The organism is Methylocystis sp. (genome assembly GCF_051062815.1).
In the GTDB taxonomy this organism is placed as follows: Bacteria; Pseudomonadota; Alphaproteobacteria; order Rhizobiales; family Beijerinckiaceae; genus Methylocystis.
The window spans coordinates 1-22116 of record NZ_JBPFDU010000003.1; the positions used below are offsets into that span (position 1 = coordinate 1).

9 protein-coding genes and 3 pseudogenes are annotated in these 22116 nt (G+C 58.6%); 7 read left to right on the top strand and 5 right to left on the bottom strand.

Annotated elements, in window-relative coordinates; translation table 11 throughout:
* Window positions 1–374: 374 nt before the first annotated feature.
* The 3 genes from tnpA (at window position 375) to tnpC (ending at window position 2791) form a co-directional block, all read left to right on the top strand.
* Window positions 375–761, top strand: a complete 387-nt coding sequence (gene tnpA, locus ACR65W_RS00220) for an IS66-like element accessory protein TnpA (RefSeq protein WP_434500967.1) — start codon at window positions 375–377, stop codon at window positions 759–761.
* Window positions 758–1105 carry an IS66 family insertion sequence element accessory protein TnpB gene (gene tnpB, locus ACR65W_RS00225; RefSeq protein ID WP_434500968.1) on the top strand — a complete coding sequence of 116 codons (348 nt, stop codon included), beginning with the start codon at window positions 758–760 and terminating at the stop codon, window positions 1103–1105. The genes tnpA and tnpB overlap by 4 nt, the downstream gene beginning before the upstream one ends.
* A 63-nt stretch (window positions 1106–1168) precedes the next feature.
* Window positions 1169–2791 carry an IS66 family transposase gene (tnpC, locus tag ACR65W_RS00230; protein WP_434500969.1) on the top strand — a complete coding sequence of 541 codons (1623 nt, stop codon included), beginning with the start codon at window positions 1169–1171 and terminating at the stop codon, window positions 2789–2791.
* 187 nt (window positions 2792–2978) lie between these two features.
* Here the strand turns inward: tnpC and ACR65W_RS00235 are convergent, their stop codons facing one another.
* The 3 genes from ACR65W_RS00235 to ACR65W_RS00245 all read right to left on the bottom strand — a co-directional run bounded on the left by ACR65W_RS00235 (window position 2979) and on the right by ACR65W_RS00245 (window position 16590).
* The gene (locus tag ACR65W_RS00235; RefSeq protein ID WP_434500970.1) at window positions 2979–3137 is read right to left on the bottom strand and encodes a hypothetical protein; all 159 of its coding nucleotides are present in this window, start codon (window positions 3135–3137) and stop codon (window positions 2979–2981) included.
* Window positions 3138–3274: 137 nt separating this feature from the next.
* Window positions 3275–7777, bottom strand: coding sequence for a type I polyketide synthase (locus ACR65W_RS00240; protein WP_434500971.1), 4503 nt, complete (start codon window positions 7775–7777; stop codon window positions 3275–3277).
* Window positions 7777–16590, bottom strand: a complete 8814-nt coding sequence (locus ACR65W_RS00245) for an amino acid adenylation domain-containing protein (RefSeq protein ID WP_434500972.1) — start codon at window positions 16588–16590, stop codon at window positions 7777–7779. Before ACR65W_RS00245 ends, ACR65W_RS00240 begins: the two co-directional genes overlap by 1 nt.
* Window positions 16591–16756: 166 nt before the next feature.
* Here ACR65W_RS00245 and ACR65W_RS00250 point away from each other — a divergent pair.
* The 3 genes and pseudogenes from ACR65W_RS00250 to ACR65W_RS00260 form a co-directional block, all read left to right on the top strand.
* Window positions 16757–16943, top strand: a pseudogene (locus ACR65W_RS00250) (IS5/IS1182 family transposase); the annotation flags it as partial.
* 291 nt (window positions 16944–17234) lie between these two features.
* Entirely contained in the window at window positions 17235–18128 is an 894-nt protein-coding gene (locus tag ACR65W_RS00255; RefSeq protein ID WP_434500973.1) for a hypothetical protein, read from the top strand.
* Between the two features lie 112 nt (window positions 18129–18240).
* Window positions 18241–19086 carry a 4'-phosphopantetheinyl transferase family protein gene (locus ACR65W_RS00260; RefSeq protein WP_434500974.1) on the top strand — a complete coding sequence of 282 codons (846 nt, stop codon included), beginning with the start codon at window positions 18241–18243 and terminating at the stop codon, window positions 19084–19086.
* A gap of 705 nt (window positions 19087–19791) precedes the next feature.
* Here ACR65W_RS00260 and ACR65W_RS00265 read toward each other — a convergent pair.
* Both ACR65W_RS00265 and ACR65W_RS00270 read right to left on the bottom strand, forming a co-directional pair.
* Window positions 19792–20865: an IS110 family transposase gene (locus ACR65W_RS00265; RefSeq protein WP_434500975.1), complete on the bottom strand. Its 1074-nt coding sequence runs from the start codon at window positions 20863–20865 to the stop codon at window positions 19792–19794.
* Window positions 20866–20971: 106 nt separating this feature from the next.
* A pseudogene (locus ACR65W_RS00270) lies at window positions 20972–21211 on the bottom strand (Tn3 family transposase); the annotation flags it as partial.
* Window positions 21212–21409: 198 nt separating this feature from the next.
* Between ACR65W_RS00270 and ACR65W_RS00275 the strand changes: the two are divergent.
* Window positions 21410–21979, top strand: a pseudogene (locus ACR65W_RS00275) (DUF4158 domain-containing protein); the annotation flags it as partial.
* Window positions 21980–22116: the final 137 nt, after the last annotated feature.

Consider the following 22116-nt stretch of genomic DNA (forward strand, 5'->3'; position numbering starts at 1 on the left):
GCGCTTCTCATCAAGGGTCCAGGATCGACGCCTGCGCCCGGGCGCCGCTCCACCATCGTCCTTGCCGTCCGACATCCGCGTAGTGTCCGCTTGTATTAGAAATGGACACGATCACCGCGCCATTCATGCGCAATCTATCCAAGCGCGCCGCGCTCAGCGCCAGACGGTTCTCGCCGGAGGCTTACGACTTGCGCATTTAATCGTCACGACCAACGGCGGCGGCGTTCGCCGCCGCCCGTAATCACACCGCCCTTAGCCTCAAGCGTAGGATCAAGTGTAACCGGCCGATAAGGGCCGCCTTACGGGGATGAGGTCTGCGGTGTAAATTTACGTCGTTATCGACGTCGTTATGTACGTCGTCAGCGGGGTGATTTATGCGGCAGGAGATTTTGTCCGGAGTTGAACGACGCCGGAGATGGTCCGACGCAGAGAAGTTGCGGATCGTCGCGGAAGCCGCGTCGGACGGCGCGCTCGTCGCCGATGTCGCCCGCCGCCATGACATCACCCGGCAGCATATTTATCAGTGGCGCCGCGAGCTGCGGGACAATGGCCGGCCGTTGATCGGGCAATCTAATTTTGTCGCAGTCGAACTGACCGAGCGCGATGAAAGCCGGGAGAATGGTGGGCCGGCCGAAGATCCCGGCGCAGTCGGCGCGCATCACATAGAGATCATGCTTCGCAATGGCCGCAGCTTGCGCGTCATGGCCGACGTACCCGACAAGGTCCTTCACCGTTTAATGCGGATCGCGGAGCGCTCATGATCGCGCCTGGCGCGAACGCGCGCGTCTACCTTGCCTGCGGGGTGACCGACATGCGCAAAGGCATAACGGGCCTCGCGGCGAAGGCGCAGGAGGAACTGAGACAGAACGCCGCGTCCGGGGCGTTCTTCGCTTTCCGCGGGCGCCGCGGCGATCGGATCAAACTTTTGCATTGGGATGGGCAGGGCTTTTGCCTTTATTACAAGGTTCTGGAGAAGGGCCGTTTTCCATGGCCGTCGCCTGCCGACGGATCCGCGCGTCTCACAGCGGCGCAACTCGCGATGTTGTGGGAGGGCATCGACTGGCGCCGTCCCGCGTGGAGCGCGCCGCCTGCACGCGTTGTATGATTTTCTTGGGTGTTCACCGCTTCAGCGCTGTACTTGCGTTGCGCGTTGCGGTATATTTTCGGAATGGAATGGTCACCCGAAACTCTTCCTGACGACCCGGCGATGCTGAAGGCGATGATTATCGCGCAACAGGCGGAAACCGTGCGGTTGCAGGCTTCGGTTCGCGCCTATGAGACCCTGATCCAAGCCCTCAAGATCCGGATCGCGAAACTTCAGCGGCAAAAGTTTGGTCCGAGTTCGGAAAAGATCCAGCGCGAGATCGAGCAGTTAGAGCTGACGCTCGAAGATCTCGAAGTGGCGATGGCGGCGGCCGACGCGTCCCACAAGACGGATGAAGGCGACGAAGGCGAGGCGCCGTCCCTCGAGAAAACCGAGCCGCGCCGGCGCGGCAAGCCCCGTGTCGACGCAGCGACTCCGCGCGAACGCATCGTGCTCGATCCGGGCGATCATTGCCCCCAATGCGGCGAGCCGCTGCGTCTTCTTGGCGAGGACGTCTCAGAGATGCTCGACTACATCGCCGCTAAATTGAAGGTAGTCGAGACCGTGCGTCTCAGGAAATCCTGCCGGTGCTGCGAGAAAATCGTGCAGGCGCCCGCGCCGACGCGTCCGATCTATCGCGGCATGTTCGGCCCCAGTCTGATCGCCCATATCCTCGTCTCCAAGTTCGACGATCACCTGCCTCTCTATCGGCAGGGCGAGATCTTCGCGCGTCTTGGCGCGGACATTCCGCGCTCGACCTTGATCGACGGTTGCGGCGCCGGGATCGCAACGCTGCGGCCGCTGAGCGACTTGATCAAGGCGGAGATTTTTCGAACGGACCGCCTGCACGTCGACGACACTCCGATCAAGGTCCTCGATCTCTCGCGCAAAAGCGCCGACCCGATGACGAAAGGCGTCAAGGAAGGCCGCATATGGGTCTATGTTCGCGACGATCGACCCTGGGGCGGCGGCGATCCGCCGGGCGTCGCTTATTACTTCTCGGCGAACCGAAAGGGCGAACATCCGCAATCTCATCTCGCCGGTTTTTCGGGGGTGCTGCAAGCCGACGCCTATGGCGGCTTCAAGAAGCTCTACGAGCCCTCGCTGAACGGCGATGCGCGCATTCGCGAGGCGGCGTGTTGGGCGCATCTTCGTCGCGCCTTTCACGATGAGTGGAAGGCGACGGGTTCGCCGATCGCCAAGGACGCGCTCGACCGGATTGGCGCCCTTTACGATATCGAGCGCGAGATCACCGGCAAGTCCGCCGAGCACCGCCAACGTATGAGACAGGAACACAGTCGGCCACGGGTCGAGGCCTTCCGCGCCTGGTGCGAAACTCAGCTCCCACGCATCCCTGGAAAAAGCGATTTGGCCAGGGCGATGCGTTACGCTCTCAATCGATGGCCGTCGTTCACGCTTTTTCTCGACGATGGCCGCGTCGCGATCGACAACAATGCGGCGGAGCGCGCCATCAAGCCAGTGACGTTGGGCAGAAAGAATTATCTATTCGCCGGCTCCGACGTTGGAGGCGATAATATCGCCGACGCGATGACGCTCATCGAAACAGCGAAAATGTCGGGCCTCAATCCCGAAGCCTATCTCGCGGACGTCCTTGCGCGCATCAACGATCATCTCGTCACTAAGCTCCATGAGCTTCTTCCGTGGAATTGGGCGCCGTTCAAAGACTCGAAACGAAAAGCCGCCTGACTTCGATGGACGGCGGTCTTTATCGGCCGGTTACGATCAAGTTTAGACACAAGCCCTATCTCCTTAAGGAGACCAGACTCGTCCTTGCGCGCGCAGAAATGAAGGTGAGGTCAAAACATCGCTTACCCGGAACTTAATAAGTTCAGGGTGTTCATCTCCGGCCAGAGACGGTACCTGGCCGAGATAATCAAACGCGAACTGCGCCGCCGTTCCGCCGTTCCGCCCTCAAGTTGTTGGTCTCGGCCATTTGAAGGCCGACCGCCGTATGGGCCGCGGCTTCCTCGAGCACGCCGCCGGTGCCGTGGGCAACGCCATCCCCGCCGCCGCCGGCTACAATTTCCGACACCTGCTCGCATGGCTCGCGCTTTTGTGCGCCTTCCTGCTCGCCGCCCTCGCTCGAGGCCGTTGCTCCGAAAATCACTCCGTCACAGCGTGAGCGGCGTTCTTCACGGGCAACGACTCGTTTGTCCCCGACTTCCGGTCCTATGCCTCCGAATTGCTGGTGCTGTTGGCGCGAATTTCCGCCAAGGCTCTGTCGACCTCGACTTCGGACATCGCTTCAATGTCTTCCAGCAAGGAGGCAAGGTTGATGGCGGCGCGCCCTTGGCCGTCAATCGCGCCGGCGATGGCTGCGATCGTGGGCGTTTCGAATACTGTACGCAACCGCAGTTCCCGAGAAAGCTGAGCTCTTGCGCGCGCAACCAGTTGGACCATGGTCAACGAGGTGGCGCCAAGCTCGAACAGGTTTTGATTGTCGTCGATACCCTTGCAACCCAAGAGATCTTCGACAATTTCACGAAGAACCTCGCGCGCGTCCCCAAGTACTGTTCTCGTGTGACTTCGCTTGCTCGGCATGCGCTCGCGCTTGACAGTTGTTTTCCAGTCTTTCCGCCGATCTGCCAGACCAGAGCGTGATACGATTACCTGGCTGATCTCCGGGATAGCCACGATTCGTTCGAGACAACTAACTATCTCGGCCTCGGTCAGTGCAAGATTGATCAGTTGGCTGCCGGCGCTCGAGGGAACTGGTTTGGTGGCAGGCGGGAGCCACCCTTCCCAGTTGATGGTTTGGCAAGGCATGCCAAGTCTGCGAAATCGCCCGACACATCGGTCCATATAGGCATGCGCGGACGCATATGCGGCGAGTCCAATCCCGCCGATGAATGGGCTCAGCGACGACGTAAAGAGGCAAACCTCCAGATTGCGTCCCGCAAGTGCGGCTTCAAGGACATTGATGCCATGAACTTTCGAGTTGAAATGCGCTGCCACGGCGCTTTTGTCCATTTCTTCTAGTGGAACGTGGGCAGAAAGATCAACGCTGCCAGCAGCATGAATGACGCCATTGACGCAGCCAATAGTCGTCTCCACGCGCAGGAAGAGGTCCTGAAGCGATGCGAGATCGTGGATGTCAGCCTGCTCGATAAAGATCTCACCGTGCGTTGCGTCGAGTTTGATCAATCTTTGGATCCGTTCGGAAATCCTCGGATCGGTCTGAGCGCCGCGGGAAAGATCTGCCCAAAGCTCCCGCCCTGGAAATGACGAGCGGGAAACCAGCACGATCTTCGCGCCGTATGCCCGCTTGAGGTGTGCGGCAACCAGCAGGCCGAACTGGCCAAGGCCGCCAAAAATCACGTAGGTCCCCGCCGAACGAAAACGCGACGGCCGTCGCGGCATTTCGACCGGCTCAAAAGATAGCGACCAGCTCTCTCCCATTCGCACAGCCGTTTCCGGGCCCCTAAAGCCACCTCGAATTAGTGAAGCTAGGGTGGCGATGTCGGCAGGTGCTGGAACCCGAGGCAGGTCGAGGCGCTGCACTTCGAGATCTGAAAACTCCTGCGCGGTGACAGCACCAAGGCCCGCCAATAACCCGTGGTCGGGGACGGCGACATCGCCCGGGATTACCTCATCAGCGCCGGTGGTCACGAGGTGAATGCGGATCGGCTGGGCAGGAGCCGATCTCGCTACGTGCTGTAGCCAAGTCGCCAGCTTGAGGAATTCACATTCAAGCGTATTGTCACCCGGTTCCCCAGGAGTCCATATGTGGACGAAGTCAGACGGAATCCCGCCGAGATGGCGGATTGCGTCATCAAAGGGTGTGGCGATGCAGGTCCCTGGTGCGGATTGAACGGGGCGCTCTGACTTCCTGTTGAGGCCGACTGCTGCTCCATCCGTTAGATGCACAATCCCGGCACCGCCTTTGATCACGGCCGCGATTTGCTCCCGCAGCGGTGACGCATCGGCAAGTATCAGGAATTTGCGACCCGCAAAGCCCAGGTTCGCCCGTTCGATCCTGGGCTTCCTAACCCACACGGGAACCTGGAACCAACATTCCCAGTCAATCTCCCGCTGGGACGATCGATCCCCTCCCACTGGCTGCGAAGCAATGTCTGCAAGCAGGTGCTCTTGCGCTGAAGCCGTCGGTGGGAGTGGAACGAGGCGTGCATCAGATTCTCCCCGAAGCGCGCTCCACCTTATCTCAACTCCACCTCGCCAGAGCGCAGATGCTGCCTCTAAGAACGATGCGTTTGACGCGATCCCGTCAGATCGTAGGCTCGGAATAGTCGACAGGATATTTGAGGCCTCCGCGAGGGCGCACAAAGTTGAATCGGTGCCGATTTCCAGAACCGTCCACCCACCTTCTCGAGCAAGGATCGACAGCGCCGGCGCGCATCTGACAACTGCCCGGAGATGCATGGACCAATATTCCGCCGCGGTCAGCTCGGACGGACTTGCCCAATCGCCGGTGACCGAAGAAAGGAACGGGATCGTGTTCTCCTGTCGGCTCGAGCGTGCGACAATAGCGCTAAACGGCTCAATTGCCGGATCAATCAATCGAGAATGGAACCCGCCCGGCGTTGCCAATCGTCTGTTACGCAGGCCAATCTCAGTAAGTTTCTGAGAAAAGCGTTCAATCGCGGCTTCCGGACCTGCCACTACGCAGTGATCGGGTCCATTGATACAGGCCAGATCCACATTGTGAGGTAACACACTCGCAACTACGGAATGCGAAGAGTAGACAGCAAGCATGGCACCTTGTGGCACGCCATCCATGAGAATCTGACGCTCAGCAATCAGGTGCAGGGCCGTGTCGCGATCGAAAACACTCGCTTCGCAGGCCGCGGCGTACTCGCCCAGGCTATGGCCAAATACCGCATCGGGGTGCACATTGCACGAACGCCAAAGCTGACAAAGGGCGTATTGGACCGTGAATACTATCTGCTGGCCCAGCGGTCCGTCGATCTTCCCATTCCGAAGCACGGCGGCAAGCTGATCTTTCGCCGAAGCAGACAAGGACTCCGCACATGCGTCACATGCCTCTCGAAACACGGAATAGGTTTGGAACAGCGCGGGTATGGACTCGACATGGCCGGTTCCTTGCCCCGAGAAGGCCCATAACAGCTTAGGCAATTTCGATCCATCGGTTTCGCCGCGGATCCGCAGCGCTGCACTTAGGTCTTCAACGCCACGCTCGATCGACGACACCACCGCAGTCCACCGCTTGCGCTTCCGCGGGCGTCCATCTTGAAGCGTGCGCGCGATGTCGTCCAACTCGAAGTTAGGTCTTGCCGAGATGGCCTCCACCAGAGCCCTGCGGGTGGTCTCGAGGGCTGACTCATCGTCAGCACTAATCGGCAGAACTTGCAGGCCATTCGTGGAAGCCCGCGGTTTTGGCACGGGCGGCTCCTCAAGTACCATGTGGACGTTGGTGCCCCCGATACCAAATGAGCTGATCGTGGCGCGCCGTCGAAATCCAACGGTAGGGATCCAAGGCGCCGCACTTCGGGTCACGAAAAACGGGCTGCTTCCAAAATCAGCCATGGGGTTGGCATTCTCGAAGCCCGCAAGCGGGACCAGCTTTCGATATTTGAACATCAAAATGAGCTTGAGCAGCCCCGCGATTCCAGCCGCAGCATCCAAGTGACCAATGTTCGCCTTGATCGACCCGATCGAGCAATACTGTGTTCTATGGCTCCCGCACTGCCGAAATGCTTCCCCCAGTGCGGACAGCTCGATGGGGTCCCCGACCATAGTGCCGGTCCCGTGAGCCTCGACGTATCCAATCGTCTCAGGGTTGACACCTGCCGTCGCCAGGGCCGCGGACACGACATCCCGCTGACCTTCAAAACTGGGGGCAGTGAAACCAGCCTTGCCGGAGCCATCATTATTGACCGATGAACCCAGGATCACGCCCCAGATGTTACTGCGATTTGCAATCGCATCGGCATGTTTCTGAAGGACAACGATGCCGGCACCGTTACCAATCACCGTCCCGCCCGCGCGAGCGTCGAACGGCCGAACATGCCCGTCGCGAGACAGAATGCCCCCTTCTGTGAAGACGTAACCGGTGACTTGCGGCACTCGTATTGACACTCCGCCGGCAAGCGCGAGATCACACTCGTCCGCAAGCAGCGCCTCCACGGCAGCGTGCACGCATACTAGAGAGGTTGAGCACGCGGTCTGAATCGCCAAGCTGGGGCCAGTCAGGTTGAGACGATATGAAATCGCCGACGCAAGGTAGTCCGGATTGTTGCCGAACGCGATCTGATCTGGCCCGAACATTTCGCGCAGCCGCGCATCCGCGAGTAGCCGAAGCATATAGCGACTGGTCGTCGCCCCTACGTAGACGCCGATCCGCCCCTGGAAGGCATGCGAATCAATGCCCGCATGCTGCAGCGCTTCAGACGCGCATTTCATCAGCACGCGATATTGAGGATCCGAGAGTTCGGCATCCCGGCGCGTCATGCCGAAGAAGCGCGGATCGAAGAGGTATGCATCCGGGATGTCTGCGGTTACGCCGACCCAGTTCGGATTGTCGGGGCTAATGCCTTCCAACGTGGCGTCTTCAGCTTCATCCGCTGTGATGCGCCTGATCGATGTTCCGCCACGCTCGAGCAATGGCCAGATAGATTCGACAGCCGCTCCCGCAGAGGGCAGACGCCCAGCAAAACCGACGATGGCGATGTGCGACTCCGGATGACTCACCATCAATTACTCCGTCCGTCCAGATCTCTGCAGAGCTGGCCAGCAACGGTTCCACGGTCGCGCCGAATTCTGTTGCGCTTCCTTGTTGGTGGTCCATCCGCTGACGGATCCGCCGTCTGTCCGGTACTTAGGTGCAGCGCAAGATCAGCAACGGTGGGGTGCCGATAGAGGTCCTGCAAACTGATGGGCATGTTGAGTTCGGCAGCTAAGCGGTCACGGACCCTGACAAGCAATAGCGAATGCCCGCCCACGTCGAAGAAGTTCGTGTTCCGATCGGGTATTTGACGCCCCAGAATATGCGACCATGCCATTACGATGCATTGCTCAATCGTGCCCTTTGGACTGAGGGGTTTGGCGAAAGGAGGGGGTGCCTCTATCAGCAAAGCCGCCAGCCGCTGCTGGTCGATCTTGCCACTCAGGGTGCGCGGCAACTCGCTCAATACGAAAAAATACGTCGGAATCATCACTCTTGGCAGGCGTTTCGCGAGGAACGCCCGGAGCGCCTCCTCGGAGAGGTTGTTGGACCCGTCGGCCTCATCCTGGACACCAGCGGGGCCGGTCGCAACGTTCGGCTCAGGTTTCGGGCCCTTCGCGTCCGTAGTAACGGGGACTCCTCGGAGGAGTACCGAACCGCCAACAAGGCCTCGATCCGTCGAACTCAATTGGGCGCGTTGATGCTTGACCGGAACAATGAACGCCACGAGCGTGATGTCCCCTGACTCGTGCTCCCTCGTCGTCACAAACGCGCTCTCAATTTTCTCGTGGCCGCGCAGTGTCTCGGCGATTTCTTCGAGTTCAATCCGCTCGCCCCTCAGTTTCACCTGTTGGTCTTGACGTCCAACAAAGCGAAGACCATCCCTGCGGTCGTAAATAACAATATCGCCTGTTCGGTACAGGCGTTCCCCGAGTTCTTCACTGACGCCGAACGCATCGGGCACGAAAGCCGCCGCCGTCAGGTCGGGCCGCCCAAGGTAACCGCGGCTCAATCCTTGCCCCCCAACATAGAGGAAGCCGGGAACGTGCTCAGGTACCAGCCGCATGCGGGAATCGAGTACGGCCACCGCCATGTTGGGAATCGGGAGTCCGATTGAAACGGGGCCATCATCCACCTTTTTGTGAGCCGGAAATTCCGCCCAGGTGACGTCGCACGAGATTTCCGATGTACCGTAAAGGTTTACCAGCAGCGCTGATGGCAGCTGCCCGTGGAAGGCTGCTATCAAATCGGTTGACAGTGCCTCGCCGCTTGAGATCCAAAGTTTCAATTTCGGGAGGCGCGCGGTAAGGTTTGGTAGACGCAAGATTTCCCGCAGCAAAGAAGGAACGAGCACAATACGTGTAACGGCGTGGTCCGATAGCCGATCGACCAGAACCTCTGGATTTCGAGCGAGCGCGTCTGGGATCACGACGGTGGTGATTCCGGCCAACAGCGGTCCAAAGATTTCCTGGATCGAGTCGCCAAATGCGAGAGCGGTCTTCTGGCATGCGATCTCGCCGTCCGCGAACGGGTACACCTCCCATCTCCAGAACATACAGTTCAGGGTAGCGCGATGTGTCCCTAAGACCTGCTTCGGATTACCGGTCGACCCGGAGGAGAACATGACATACGCAAGATTGTCGGCACCCGCCGTTTCCGAATACGTAATTTCGAGCGCTTCATCATGCACGATCCCCTCCAGAGAGAGAACCACAAACGGCAAGCCGCTTACATCTGCAGCATGCGCTTCGTCGACGATGATGAACCGCACTCCCGCATGCGTCGCAAGACGCGCGATGCGATCCCGTGGATGGCGTGGGTCGAGCGGAACAAAGGCGGCGCCGGCCATGAGTATCCCGAGGAGGCCGGCATACATCAGACGCGAGCGATCGACGCAAATGCCGACGCGCTCTTCCTGCGCGATCCCCTGAATCTGCAGGAGGGCTCCGACGCGTGACGCTTGCCGGGCAAGCTGCGCATACGTGACAACCCCGAGCTGATCAATGATTGCGACCCGGGCGGGGGCGCGAGTCGCCTGGTCCGCAAACAGTCGATGGAGAGTCGTATCGGCATTGACGGGCCACGCACGTTGTTCGCCGCGCACTAAGGCGGCTTCGAGATCGTTGGGCCCTAGCATTGGCAAATCGTCGATTTGCCAGTCCTCGCGTCCTGCGACCGCCCGCAAGATCCTTACGAAATGCCGAAGAAATTGTATCGCGAACTCGTCACGCACCCGCGATTGATCGAACGATAGATGCAGCGCCAACCCATCGCGCGGCACACATACCATGTTGAGCGGATAATTTGATTGTTGAACAAAGCTGGCTTCTTTGAGGCCAAGCTCCGCAAAGCGATCCAAAAGCCTGTCAGGAAGCGCATAATTCTCAAACATCAGAATAGAATCGAACAGGGCGCAACCTTTGGCAACGCCGCTGGCCTCCTGAGCGACGGCCAAGGGCGTGGCCGCCCAGGGTTCGCATGCGCGCACCTCGGCCTGCACGCCTGCGAGAAAGCTGACAAAAGAACCGCTGTCGGGAACGTCGTAGACGCGTGGTATGGTATTGATGAGCAACCCAACCATCCGATCGATGTCCGGGACGTCGGGCCTGCGTACCGACACCGTGACTCCAAAAATCGCCTTAGCGGAGTCCGCATAGCGCGACAGCAGGACGGCGTAGACGCCTTCAACCACGGTGTTGACCGTCAAACGTCGCTTGCGTGCCCAGTTGACTAGGCTTTCTGCGGTGGCTCGATCCAGGCGCTCGACCAATTCGGCGTAGCCGCTCTGTTCACTCGACCGCGGTGCCATCGCGCGGCCCAACAACAACACTGGTGTGTCGATGGTGCCCAGGCGCTCACGCCAAAATGCAAGCGCCTCCAGCCGGTCCGGCTGGCGGACCGCCGCGACGACGTCGAACAGCCGCGGAGAAGTTGGAACGATATTGGATTTTCCTTCAACGCGTGTCGAATACGTCTGCAGGAGGTCCCCGAGCACGATACCTACCGACCACCCGTCGATGAGCGCATGATGAAATGTCCAGGTAAGGTGCCAGCAATTGTTGAACAGACGCGCCGCGTGCAACCGCATCAGCGGCGGCCTTGCAAGATCGAATCCCCTGGAAAGATCGTCGATCGAAAACTGCCTTGTCCGTTCATGCAGTGTCGCTGGCGAAAGCTCCGACCAATCCTCGACGACCATGGGAATTTCGATCTTCTGTTCTACGATCTGGACCGGCTCTGAGACGCCCTCCCAAGCGAAGCAGGAACGCAGCGCCTCGTGGGCGGCCGCCACATCCGAGAATGCTGCCGCAAAATGGTTTGGATCGAAAACACTCGACGCGGCCATGCTAATCTGGTTGACGTACACACCCGAACCAGGTTCCAGCAACCCGTGAAACAACATGCCCTGCTGTAACGCGCTCAACGGGACGGATGGTGACGCACCCACGGGCTTTTCGGCTCCCACGCCGGGACCACTACCTGAATGGACGGGCAACTCAATGCTTCCGGCACCGAGCAACGCTATTAGAGTATTAGAGGCATCGGTTACGAGCGAAGACGCGTCCGCCTTGTCGAGAATAGACAAATCCCACGCCAACGAAAAATGCAGTTCGCCTGACTTGGACCAAACATTTAGTTCCAAATCGAAAGCCTCTCGCGAGCTCGCTTCATCTTCAACCCGACGCACGTCGAGCACTCGCCAAGGCGCCTGGGAATCCGATGCATTTCCGAAACCCGCTAGAAAATTGAGCAAGATTGAGGGCGTCGGCAGAGTTTTGTGGAGTGGACGATCGTCGCTGGCCTGCCGCCAAGCCAGATATCCTTGCCGCCAAGCCGGAAGGGCGTCAAATGCCGATCGCGTGCGCTCAAGCCACAACTCCGCTGGAGCATCGAGTTCACCCTCGATAACCAAAGGATAGAACGAGGCAAACCATCCAATGGCGCGCCCGAGCGGGCTACCTCCCGGAACTTCATCGCGGCCGTGGGTCTCCAGAAAGACCGCTACGGTCTTGTCTCCCGACCAAGTGGAGAAGGCGTTAGCGAAAGCGGCAGCCAAGAGCTCCGCGGCGGCATCTCGGCGGCCCGTTCCGGCCGCCACCTGACGGAAGGTCTCCGCCAATTCAGCCGTGACCACTCGCGTGACGATCCCACGGGACCGAGCGCTTGCCGCGACCGCGTGTGGAGGGAGCGACTGGCATCGATGTTCGATCTTCGCCCAGGATACGGCATCACTTGCAAAGGTCGAACTCTCCACATGCGTTAGCACATCATTGGTCCAGCCCAGGAATGAACCGGCCTGTGCTCCCACCCAACGTTGGCCACGAAGTTGGCAGTTATAAGCAGATCTAAGATCCTCGATCAAAATGGCGAGCGAGACGATGTCGGTCACGAAATGATGAACGAGGATGATCAGCTCTTCATTTTGGGCGTCGGAAGGCGCGACAGCGATCAACAATCGTGGCCCGCTGTGAATCTTGAGCCCCCATTTCGCTTGCTCTATCCAAGCTGACGCCATCTTGCGCGGGAGGTGACCACGGACAGAACGAGAGCGACCGAGAATGTCTACGCGAAATGCAGGATCCGCCGACGCTTCCACGTCGAGCTTCCAAACGTTATCCCGCAAGCGACATGAGCTGCGAAGCACGGCATGCTGCGCCACAACGCTTTTGACCGCAGCTCGGAGCACCTCCGCGTTCAGCGACCCGTGGACCGAGATGATGATCGCAAACGCAGCCACGCGAGTCCCATTCACGTCACTTTCCAAAGACCAGCGTTGCGCCGGCGACAACGGCCCGGATCGCGGCGTCTTGCCACCGGAGACAAGCTTGCCTGGTGATGTCTTGCCCACCGCGACAGCGAGATCGGCAACTGTTTGATGAAGGAATACGTCATTTACTGTACAAATGACTCCACGCACGGCAAGACGCGAAACAATCTGCACTATCAGGATGGAATCCGCACCGAGGTCGAAAATGTTGTCGTCTCGGCCGCAGCGCTCCACCCGAAGCACATCGCGCCAAACGTCGGCGATGATGGTTTCGACACCAGCTCGCGGCGGATCACTGCTGGGCTTGCTACCTAGTTCGGAATTGAGCAGCTGCTCATACGCGAGCTTGCCACTGGCATTAACCGGAAACGTATCAAGAGAAACGAATCGCGAAGGCACTTCGACGGGTGAAAGCCGCTGCCGCGCATGCGCTGCAAGCTCGGCTCCGAAGGCGTGTGGGTCCAAATTTTCGTGGGGGACTGGAATGACATAGGCGACAATCGCCGAGCCTGCGCCCGGTCCGCTGCTGGTGACGACCGCCGCGTCCAGGACCTTCGGATGCTGACGCAAAACCTCCTCGATCCCCGCGATTTCCACGCGCTGCCCGCGGATCTTCACCTGCCGGTCGATGCGCCCGAGAAACTCAAGATTGCCATCGGTGCGCAGGCGGCCCAGATCTCCAGTGCGATACTGTCGCTGCAGGCGTTCGGCGACCGATTGTTTTCGTCCAGCAATGCTCCAAATCTGGTAGCTCCGGCTGCCGTCAAGGCTCATGACAGCCATTTCTAAGGGGCGAATGACGACGTCAACGACACCGAGTTGGGCCAAGTGTTGAACGAGGTCGGCTCTGGCCGCTTCGGGGTTCTCCGCCCCGGCTAATCGATGTTCTTCCGCCGTATAGGATATGCCTGCGTAGGGCCCTTCTCCGATCGGCCTCACCGGCAGCGGCGTCTGTATTGCAATAACGCCATCGTTGCGAAGGCTCGATAACATGTTTCTCAGCAGTTGCTTGGGCCGCGCAACGCGATCGAGGACCAACGTCGCGAGCGCAAAATCGAGCGAGCGGTCGGCAATTCCGCTCTCCTCTGCGAATTGCGCGGGCGAGCAGTCGATTCGCGACAGGCGAGCATCCAACCCACGTTTTCGAAGCTTCTGGACAAAGGACGGGGAGAAATCCAGCCCAATGGCCGAGGTGCCCAGCTCCCGCAACGTGTCGAGGCAGTCACCGTTTCCGCATCCAAAATCCGCACCGACGCTGCCCACGATGTGGCGCAAGCCAAGCATTTCACGAAGCAACAGGGGGGTGAGCCCGCACGAGCGATAAATGCCGTGGAGTCCTTCGACGCCATAACGCGCAAAACTTTCGATTGACGACGCATCCGTCTCTATTGCCGCAATTACTCGGCTTGCGTTTTCACGCAATTCCGAACCCAAGCCGCGACAGGTGATCTTGATGTCGTGAAGCATAGAAAAAGTCGCCGCGGCGGTCGGGATCGTCTCGATCTCGAAATGGCATGCGTGGAAATCCGACAATGCAGCGGCTGCTTCCTGCAAGGCTTCGTCTGAAAAGGACGCTGTCACCATTTGGCGGCAAAAACTGTCCTTGGGGAATTGGTCCGCCTGATCTCCGCCGCAATAGCCGATCGCCAAGCCGCGCCCGCCCAAATAAATCTCGCCAGTCCCGCCCCTTGGCACCACCCGGCCGTGCCGATCCACCAGTACCGCGCGAGCGTTGTCGATTGGCGTGCCAATGGGCGTACTTAACATATCCACGATAGATGACGCGTCGACCTCGTAGACGTGTGAGTAAACGGAAAACTCCGTGGGCCCATAGCCGTTGACGAACCGACACTTCGCGGACCAGCGTCGCGCTAATTCTATCGGGCAGGCTTCCCCGACCGAGACCACCGTCAGGCGATCCGGATGCTCGATCGTATCCGGATCGAGATGGCGCAGCACCGATGGTACAGACACTACGACGTTAATCATATAACGATTAACCGCGTCCGCGAGCTTATCAGACGCCAAGTCTTCATGGTCAATGATGCATAGCGTCCCTCGATTAAGCAACGCCATCACAAGTTCGCCAACGCAGGCATCGAATTCAAACGACGAAAGCTGAGAAATGCGGCTGCCTTCGCCGACGCGAAAATAGCCGGCCTGCCAATCCGCCAAACCGACGATTCCGTCATGAGCGATCATCACCCCTTTCGCGCGCCCAGTCGTTCCCGACGTGCAGAGCACATAGGCCGGTGCCTCAGGCGCGGCGAAGTCCTCGAGTTCTTCCGATTCGATGGTCTGTCCGCAAAAGCCGGCTATCGTAACGACGTCGATAACGAATGCATCCGCCGGAATTCGGGCTTCATTTTCCTTGTCCGTAAGGATTGCGAGCGCGCCGGCATCTGAAATGATATCGGATATGCGCTCCGCCCCGTGGGACGGGTTAATGAAGACATATGCCGCCCCGGCTTTCATGACACCGAGAACGGCCGCGACGAGTTCAATGCCCCGGGGAAGAGCTAATCCGATCAACGCGCCGGCCCCGATGCCGACGTCACGAAGATGCCGGGCACAGGCGTCGACTTTTGTCGATAAGGCGCGATAGCTGATGTCCTTGGTGCCATGGATTATTGCGGTTGCGTTAGGGACAAGCCGGGCGATCCGAGTGAAGCGCCCGGAAATGGTCTCACCTTCAACCCATGGAGTGCGTGTGATGTTCGGCGCGATTCTCGACCGATAATTCTGCTGCTCGGCGAGATCGATTTCGCAGATGGTTTTGTCATATGCGCCGGGCAACTGACAACAGATGTTTGCAAAGGTCTCAAGAAACTCCTTGACGGTTGCCTGATCGAAAAGATCGATACTGAATTGCGCCGTCAGACTGAGACCGTCCAACGTCTCCTTGGCACGTATAAAGAGATCATATGGCGAGCGTTCACTGGAAATTTCGCGGCTGTGCATTTCGACATCTGGCAACTGAAGATCGATCTTTTCTGCTTCCTCCCAAACAACTGCGGTTTGAAAGAGCGCGTGTTGCGACAGGTCCGGGCGCGCGCCGGCGGCTTCAACCACCCGATCAAAGGGCAACGCCGAATGGTCGATCGATTCCAACAGCGTCCGCTGAATGGAAGCTAAAAAATTCCCGACGTTTTGGTCGTGCGGGACAGCGTGCCGGATCACCAGCGTGCGGACAAACAAGCCGATCTGGTTCCGCAGATGAAGATGGCTACGGTTTGCCATGGAGCTGCCAATGACAAAATCGTCGCAATCGCTGTACCGGCTGAGGGTAATCAGGTGAGCCCCAAGAAGCATCGAAAACAATGTGAGGCGTCGCTGGGTCGCCATAGATTTTAGCACTGCATACGCTTGGAGAGGCAAGGTGATCGCGATTGAGTCGGTGTGCTGGCTGAGCACACGCGGCCGCGGCCGATCACTCGGCAAGGTCGTTCGCATTGCTGCGCCGTCAAGCTTTCTCCGCCAGTAGGCTTCATTCTTCGATTCGCGGGCAAGATCTCGCGCACTGATTAGTTCGATTGTTGCCGATGGATCGGGCGGCCGCTGATCCATATTCAAATCCTTCGCAGCGGCCATGACGGCGTAGGTCTCACGCAGCTCGCCAAAGAAGATCGTAGAAGAAAAGGCATCGAAAACGATATGATGCACCACGAAAGCGAGCGCATGATGGTCAGGGGCTACTTTGCCCAGTACCGCCCGATACAGTGGCCCGGCCTGCAAATCAAAGAGTTCGGCCATGTGGTGTTCACAAAATTCGTCCAGGCCGTTTCTGTTGCCGAAAGTTGACTGAGAAATTGCGAGGACATCGGTTGACCGACCTCTGATAACGCAATGTAGATCGTCGTCTGTAGCCGAGAATGTAGATCGTAGCAGGGGGTGACGGTCAACGATCAGATTTAAGGCGCGCGACAGAGCATCAATATTAATAGTCCCTCTGAACTCGATCAGCATCCCCAGATGATTGATGCGGCTGTCGCTACTCAATAGCTCTGCGCGCCAGATTCTTCCTTGCTCGGAAGTTGCCTGAAAGCTCGCCGTCGTTTGACCATCCCCAGGCATGCACCCACTCGGTCCTGTCGCGACTCGTGTTGGAAATTCCAACGTGGTCGTTGGGCGGAATGATGTTATCCGATCAAGCGGCGAGGTCAATAATCCGCTCGAAGGGCCTTTCGGTGAAGGTCTCCCCCCTGTCGGAATTGCAGACGATCTCGCCTGAAGCCAGCAGCACCCAGAACAACATGGCCGCCTGCACATGATCGATCCGCGCGCCGACCGGCCGCGAGCCATCACGCTCGGCACCGACTAGGCCTTATGACGCCGGGGACTTCGTCAATGAGCTGCGCGCGATGAAGGTGACGCCGCACGTCACGCAAAACATCAACGGCCGCGCCTCGACGTCGAATACGACCCGACCTCTATCGCCTTCACCTGGATCGGCTCCGACGAAACGGACGAAGTCTCCGGCGAAGGAAGCGTCGAATTGCTCGACCACGGCTCCATCGAGATCGAATTCGAATACGACGGCGGCGACGAGGTCGTCCTCAAAGCCAACCGAGACGGTTTTTCAACAGCCTGCTAGCTAGGGGGAGAACAACTTTTTCGATCTCGTAATGGCTTGCAGAGCATTCGATGAAGTTGGCATAGCCTTGACGGCTATGATAAGGTTCGAGCGATAGCCTTCAAGGCTGGCGAGGAGAGCGGCGATGCCCAGTGGTGATTTTCCCCCGTATGCACTCAAGCGGGATTTTCAGTTACCGGGGGCGGATGACTCATATGCGGTGTTTGATTTCCTTCTGGACGGTCGCGTAATATCTAGTGACGGCACGGCAATTTCTCTCGAACGGACTACCGGTTCCGCGACCTTTGATTTAGTCAGAGTCGGGCTGAAGGGTTACTCGGCGTTTATACGGATCTGCCCTTCCGAGCTGATTGCATGCCATGACGGCGATCAGCTACTGATTTTCAACACCAGTTCACCAGCCGGTGGCTCAAGGATTCCCTTCAGCTCTGGATATGATGCCGAATGGGCTGACGATAACCTGCTTCTGGTAACTATTCCCACTCGCGTTGTTGCTGTTGACGTTCGGACGAACCAGGTGGTGCCTGTCGTAGACGGCATCCGCGGAGCGCCGGCTGGCGTAACCCTTGATAGTCAAGGTAATCTGTATACGGGAAACGGTCTCGATACCAATCCAGACTTGACAAGCGTCACCGGCACGGTCAAATTTTTTCCAGCTGCGGATTGGAGACAAGCTCTGCAAAGACGCATGCCGTTGAATTTTGAGGAGACCGGCACCCCGATTGCCGAAGTACTATCGGCCGCTTACCTCGGATTCGATACGTACGGACACCTGCACGTCAGCGGTTCAAATCCCGCAGGCGCTGATCAGGGTTTCGCGGCGCTCATCGAGGCTAATGCTGTTACCTCAGCAATACAAGGCGGCCCGATTATAACAGATGCCTCACCCGCGGACGTGCTCTACAGATTTGATCCCGACAACTCGGCACAGAAATTCTATTTTATCAATGATAACGCCGCGACCGCAGAACTTTACTTGAAAGATTTCAACAAGCAGAAGGTCTTCGTCTACGGCTGACAGCGAAAAGTTGCGGGATCACCGTTTTACGAGGTCGGTCGCTCACTTCTGCGCATTCGATCCCTCGCTCTCGATAGGTCGTCCTGAACTATGTTACACTGCTGTGGGCTTCATGCAAAAACGCCGCATATCGGAGATAACTGTCGTCGATGCCCTGAAAACCAGCGGCTTCGCTCCCGGGATTACCGCGATTCAATGTCCACCGGCGCCGCCACAAAGTGATGCATCGCTTCCGCTGCCGATCGACCGGGTCGATTGCTGGTGGGTTTCATCTACTGCCGCGCCCGCCGATTCGGAAGGCATGTTGCGTAAGATCCTCTCCACGAGCGAGCTCGAACGCGCGGAGCGCTTTCGCTTCGAAGACCTTCGCGCCAGTTATGTCGGCCATCATGCTGCGTTGCGACTCATCATCGCGCGTTATCTCCAAACTTCACCGGCCGCGCTACTGTTCACCCGCGAAACAAACGGTCGTCCGATCCTCGCGAGTCCTGCCGGCCGCCTGCATTTCAATCTCAGTCATTCGGGCTGCATGGCGTTTATAGCTTTTTCGTGCATCGCGCCCTTGGGCGTGGACGTCGAAGAGGTCCGGGAGGTTCCCGACTTCGAGGAGATCGCTCGCAATCATTTCGCTCCCACAGAAGTCGAGGGTTTGTTTCGTGTGCCTGACGCACAAAAGCTTCTTGCGTTTTACGTGACTTGGACGCGCAAGGAGGCATTCGTAAAAGCTCTTGGCTTGGGATTGTCTTTTCCCTTGGACGGCTTTTCCACGGGTCGACCCGACCGTCCTCCATCATTGCACTTGCAAGGAACGCCACTCATCACCGAGTGGACGGTGGTTGACCTAGCACCGAGCGCCCGGTACATGGCGAGCTTGGCAATCCGTCATCCGAATGTTCCAATCCGCTGTTGGCGCGCCGAATGGTCTTGGCTACTCAATCGTGTCCAAGGCCCTAGATAACACGTAACGGCACCGATTGTGATTTTGGGTGCGTTGGCCTCGACTCGCGTGCCATGTCTTGAGAGGGGGTGCTCAACGCAAGGAGGGAAGCAAAAATAGAACCAAATGAGATTGGGTTTTCGGGGATGATGGCGGGTTGTCTCTGAATGGGCTCGCTGCCGCCGCGCGCCGAATTAGCCGACGCGGAAAGCTTCTATCGAACGCCCTCCGCCAGATCAATTGCGCGGATCATGACAAGCGGCCGCGATATGCTGGCAAAAACGGATACGGTGACTCTCGCGGCGATCGAAGGCTGCAGTCAGGGGGGCATCGCAGAATCTTCCCGAAAGAGCACGCTAAGGCCTCTGCGATCGGGTGGGGGGTTCGCTAAGGAGGCTTCTTTCGTTTAGCAAGTCGCACCGATCTCGCTCGCCCAAGGAAGCCCAGCAGCTGTACGGGGTCATGTCTGGACGGCGCCCCTTGGTCAAGGGTCTCTTTGCGGTTCTGCGAACATCTCGGGCGCGGTCATGTCTACGGCCTGTTTATGCGGGAGAGATCGCCCGCTGGCCTTGATGGTTGATCCGCCTGGCTCTTTGCCCCAATCATCGCAGCGCGTTCGTATTGACGCCGACCCCTAACGGGCTTTCGAGCCATTCCGTTCGTTCACATCACCCAGTAGTCACCCTCGATTGCATGTCGCCTTGCGGCGATAATCCTTCCTCGGCGTCAGACCTCGACGGGCCGGTCGTTGTAATCGCCGCCTCGTGTCAAAAGCGCGAAGACGATCCGCGCGAGCTTGTTGGCGAGCGCCACTGCGGCTAGCTTGAACCCAGATGCGCCCGGCTTTCTCGCCATCAATTGATCGGCCCAGCGCCGCAAGGCGTCGGCATGTCCTTTGCGGCGAAACAATACAGAGCAGGCGCCAACCACGAGCAGCTTGCGTAGGTAGCGGTCGCCCATCTTGGTGATGCGCCCGAGCCGCTCCTTGCCGCCACTCGAATTCTGGCGCGGCGTCAATCCGAGGAATGCCGCGAACTCGCGCCCCGAGGCGAATGCGTTCATGTCTTGCACGGAGGCGAGAATCGCCGAAGCGGTGATGGGGCCGATTCCGGGAATACCCGTCAGTCGTCGCGCCGTCGGATCAGTTTTGCTTTGCGTCGCGATTTGTTTGTCTATCGTCGAGATCGCATCGTCGAGCGCGTCAATTTGGCGGCCTAACGGAGAAAGCGCGACCCGCACGCAATCGAGAACAACCACCTCGCCATTTTCGTCAGCCCCGTCGAAGACAAGCCGCTTGAGAGCATAGGAGTTTTGCTTCCCTTGCGGGGCGATGACGCCCATCTCGGCCAAATGACCTCGCAGCGCGTTCAAAAGCTGCGTACGTTGACCAACTAGCATTTCGCGCGTGCGATGGCGCATCAACTGCGCCTGATTGTCGATTGATCGCACCGGGACAAAACGTTGGCCGGGCCGCCCAACAGCTTCACAAATTGCTGCCGCGTCGGCCGCGTCGTTTTTGTTGCGGCGGACATAGGGCTTCACATGAGCTGGCGGGATCAGCCTGACCTCGAAACCGAGTTCGATCAAAGCGCGTCCCCAATGATGCGCGGTCGAGCAAGCCTCCATCGCAACAAGACAGCGCGGGAAGGCGCCGAAAAATTCGAGCAATTTCCCGCGACGCACCGACCGCGCGACGATCACGGCGCCGCCCGTGTCGACCGCGTGAACCTGGAAAACATTCTTCGCCAGATCAAGACCAATGCGCGTGACAGACGAAAGATCGATGTTAGACTTCCCCATGGACGGCTTCCCTTAGATGGTGCTGCGATAACGGCCATCTTGGCACGATGATGCCGCTCGGGGCGCCGTCCACCCCATCATCGCAGAATCTTCCAAAAATCCTACGCTAAGCCGCATCGAGTATTTCGGATCGCGGGTTCCTGAGAGGCCGGAAGGCGTTTTGGAGCGGCTCGGTCGGCCAGACATAGTCGCCGTTGAAGGTGATGTGCTCCCAGCCGAGCGGCGCGATATGAGCGAGCAGATCGTCACGGACTCGCTCACCACTGGAGCGCAGCTCAGCAACGGCGTGGCTGAGGTAGACCGTATTCCAAAGGATGACGGCCGAGACGACGAGATTGAGGCCAGATGGGGTCAGAACAAGAGCTGCTCCAAATCGTACGCTAAGACCGAACGGAGCGTGAACTAAGCTTGCTGTATCTCTCGATTTCCCAATCCGCTGTGTCAATCCCCTGTGGATAGCCACGGCAACTCAACAGTTTTGATTTCCTCCTCCACCCGGCTCAACAACATTCATCTGCGTCAATGTCGTGTGCGGAGTCAGGCAATGGGCAGACGCAAAATACTTAAAGTTCAAGAGCGGCAAGAGATTTTCGATATTCCGGCTGATGAGGACAGCCTGATTCGACACTATTCATTATCCGCCGTGGACCGCCTGGAGATTGAGCTGCGCAGACGCGAGCACAATAAGCTCGGCTTTGCTTTGCAGCTTTGCCTAATGCGTTATCCAGGTCGGGTGCTTGCGGTCGGCGAAATTCCGCCCCGAACGATGCTGAAATATGTTGCCGACCAGATCGGTGTCGACCCTACCACTTTTACACTCTATGCACGCCGAGAAGAGACGCGCCGCGACCACGTTGCCCACTTGATGATCTATCTCAGCGTCAAGACCGCAACAGCACAGGATCGTCGCGCGGCGTTGCTATCGGCGATTGAGGCGGCCGCTATGTCCGAAAGCGGTGCTTCGATTGTGAATGCCGTGGTCGCTACGCTGCGGGACCGCGGAGTACTCTTGCCGACGGTGGAAACCATCGAGCGGATGGCGCTTGCGGCACGCGCCATCGCTCGCCGCCGCGCGGAGATTGCGCTCATCGAATGTCTAGCACCTGAGAAACTTTGAACCGCCCCGGGTTTGCCGGAGGCTGTTTCGTTTGAGTCACGCCGCCAATGCGGGCTTCGCGATTTGCGCATAATAGCGCGCTTCGGCTTCGGCTGGCGGAATGTTTCCGATCGGCTCCAGCAGCCTCTTGTTGT

Bases quoted from the DNA above. Each gene is read 5' to 3' on its own strand.
- tnpA (WP_434500967.1), top strand. From the start codon at position 375: ATGCGGCAGGAGATTTTGTCCGGAGTTGAACGACGCCGGAGATGGTCC.
- tnpB (WP_434500968.1), top strand. From the start codon at position 758: ATGATCGCGCCTGGCGCGAACGCGCGCGTCTACCTTGCCTGCGGGGTG.
- tnpC (WP_434500969.1), top strand. From the start codon at position 1,169: ATGGAATGGTCACCCGAAACTCTTCCTGACGACCCGGCGATGCTGAAG.
- ACR65W_RS00240 (WP_434500971.1), bottom strand. From the start codon at position 7,777: ATGGTGAGTCATCCGGAGTCGCACATCGCCATCGTCGGTTTTGCTGGG.
- ACR65W_RS00245 (WP_434500972.1), bottom strand. From the start codon at position 16,590: ATGCCTGGGGATGGTCAAACGACGGCGAGCTTTCAGGCAACTTCCGAG.
- ACR65W_RS00255 (WP_434500973.1), top strand. From the start codon at position 17,235: ATGCCCAGTGGTGATTTTCCCCCGTATGCACTCAAGCGGGATTTTCAG.
- ACR65W_RS00260 (WP_434500974.1), top strand. From the start codon at position 18,241: ATGCAAAAACGCCGCATATCGGAGATAACTGTCGTCGATGCCCTGAAA.
- ACR65W_RS00265 (WP_434500975.1), bottom strand. From the start codon at position 20,865: ATGGGGAAGTCTAACATCGATCTTTCGTCTGTCACGCGCATTGGTCTT.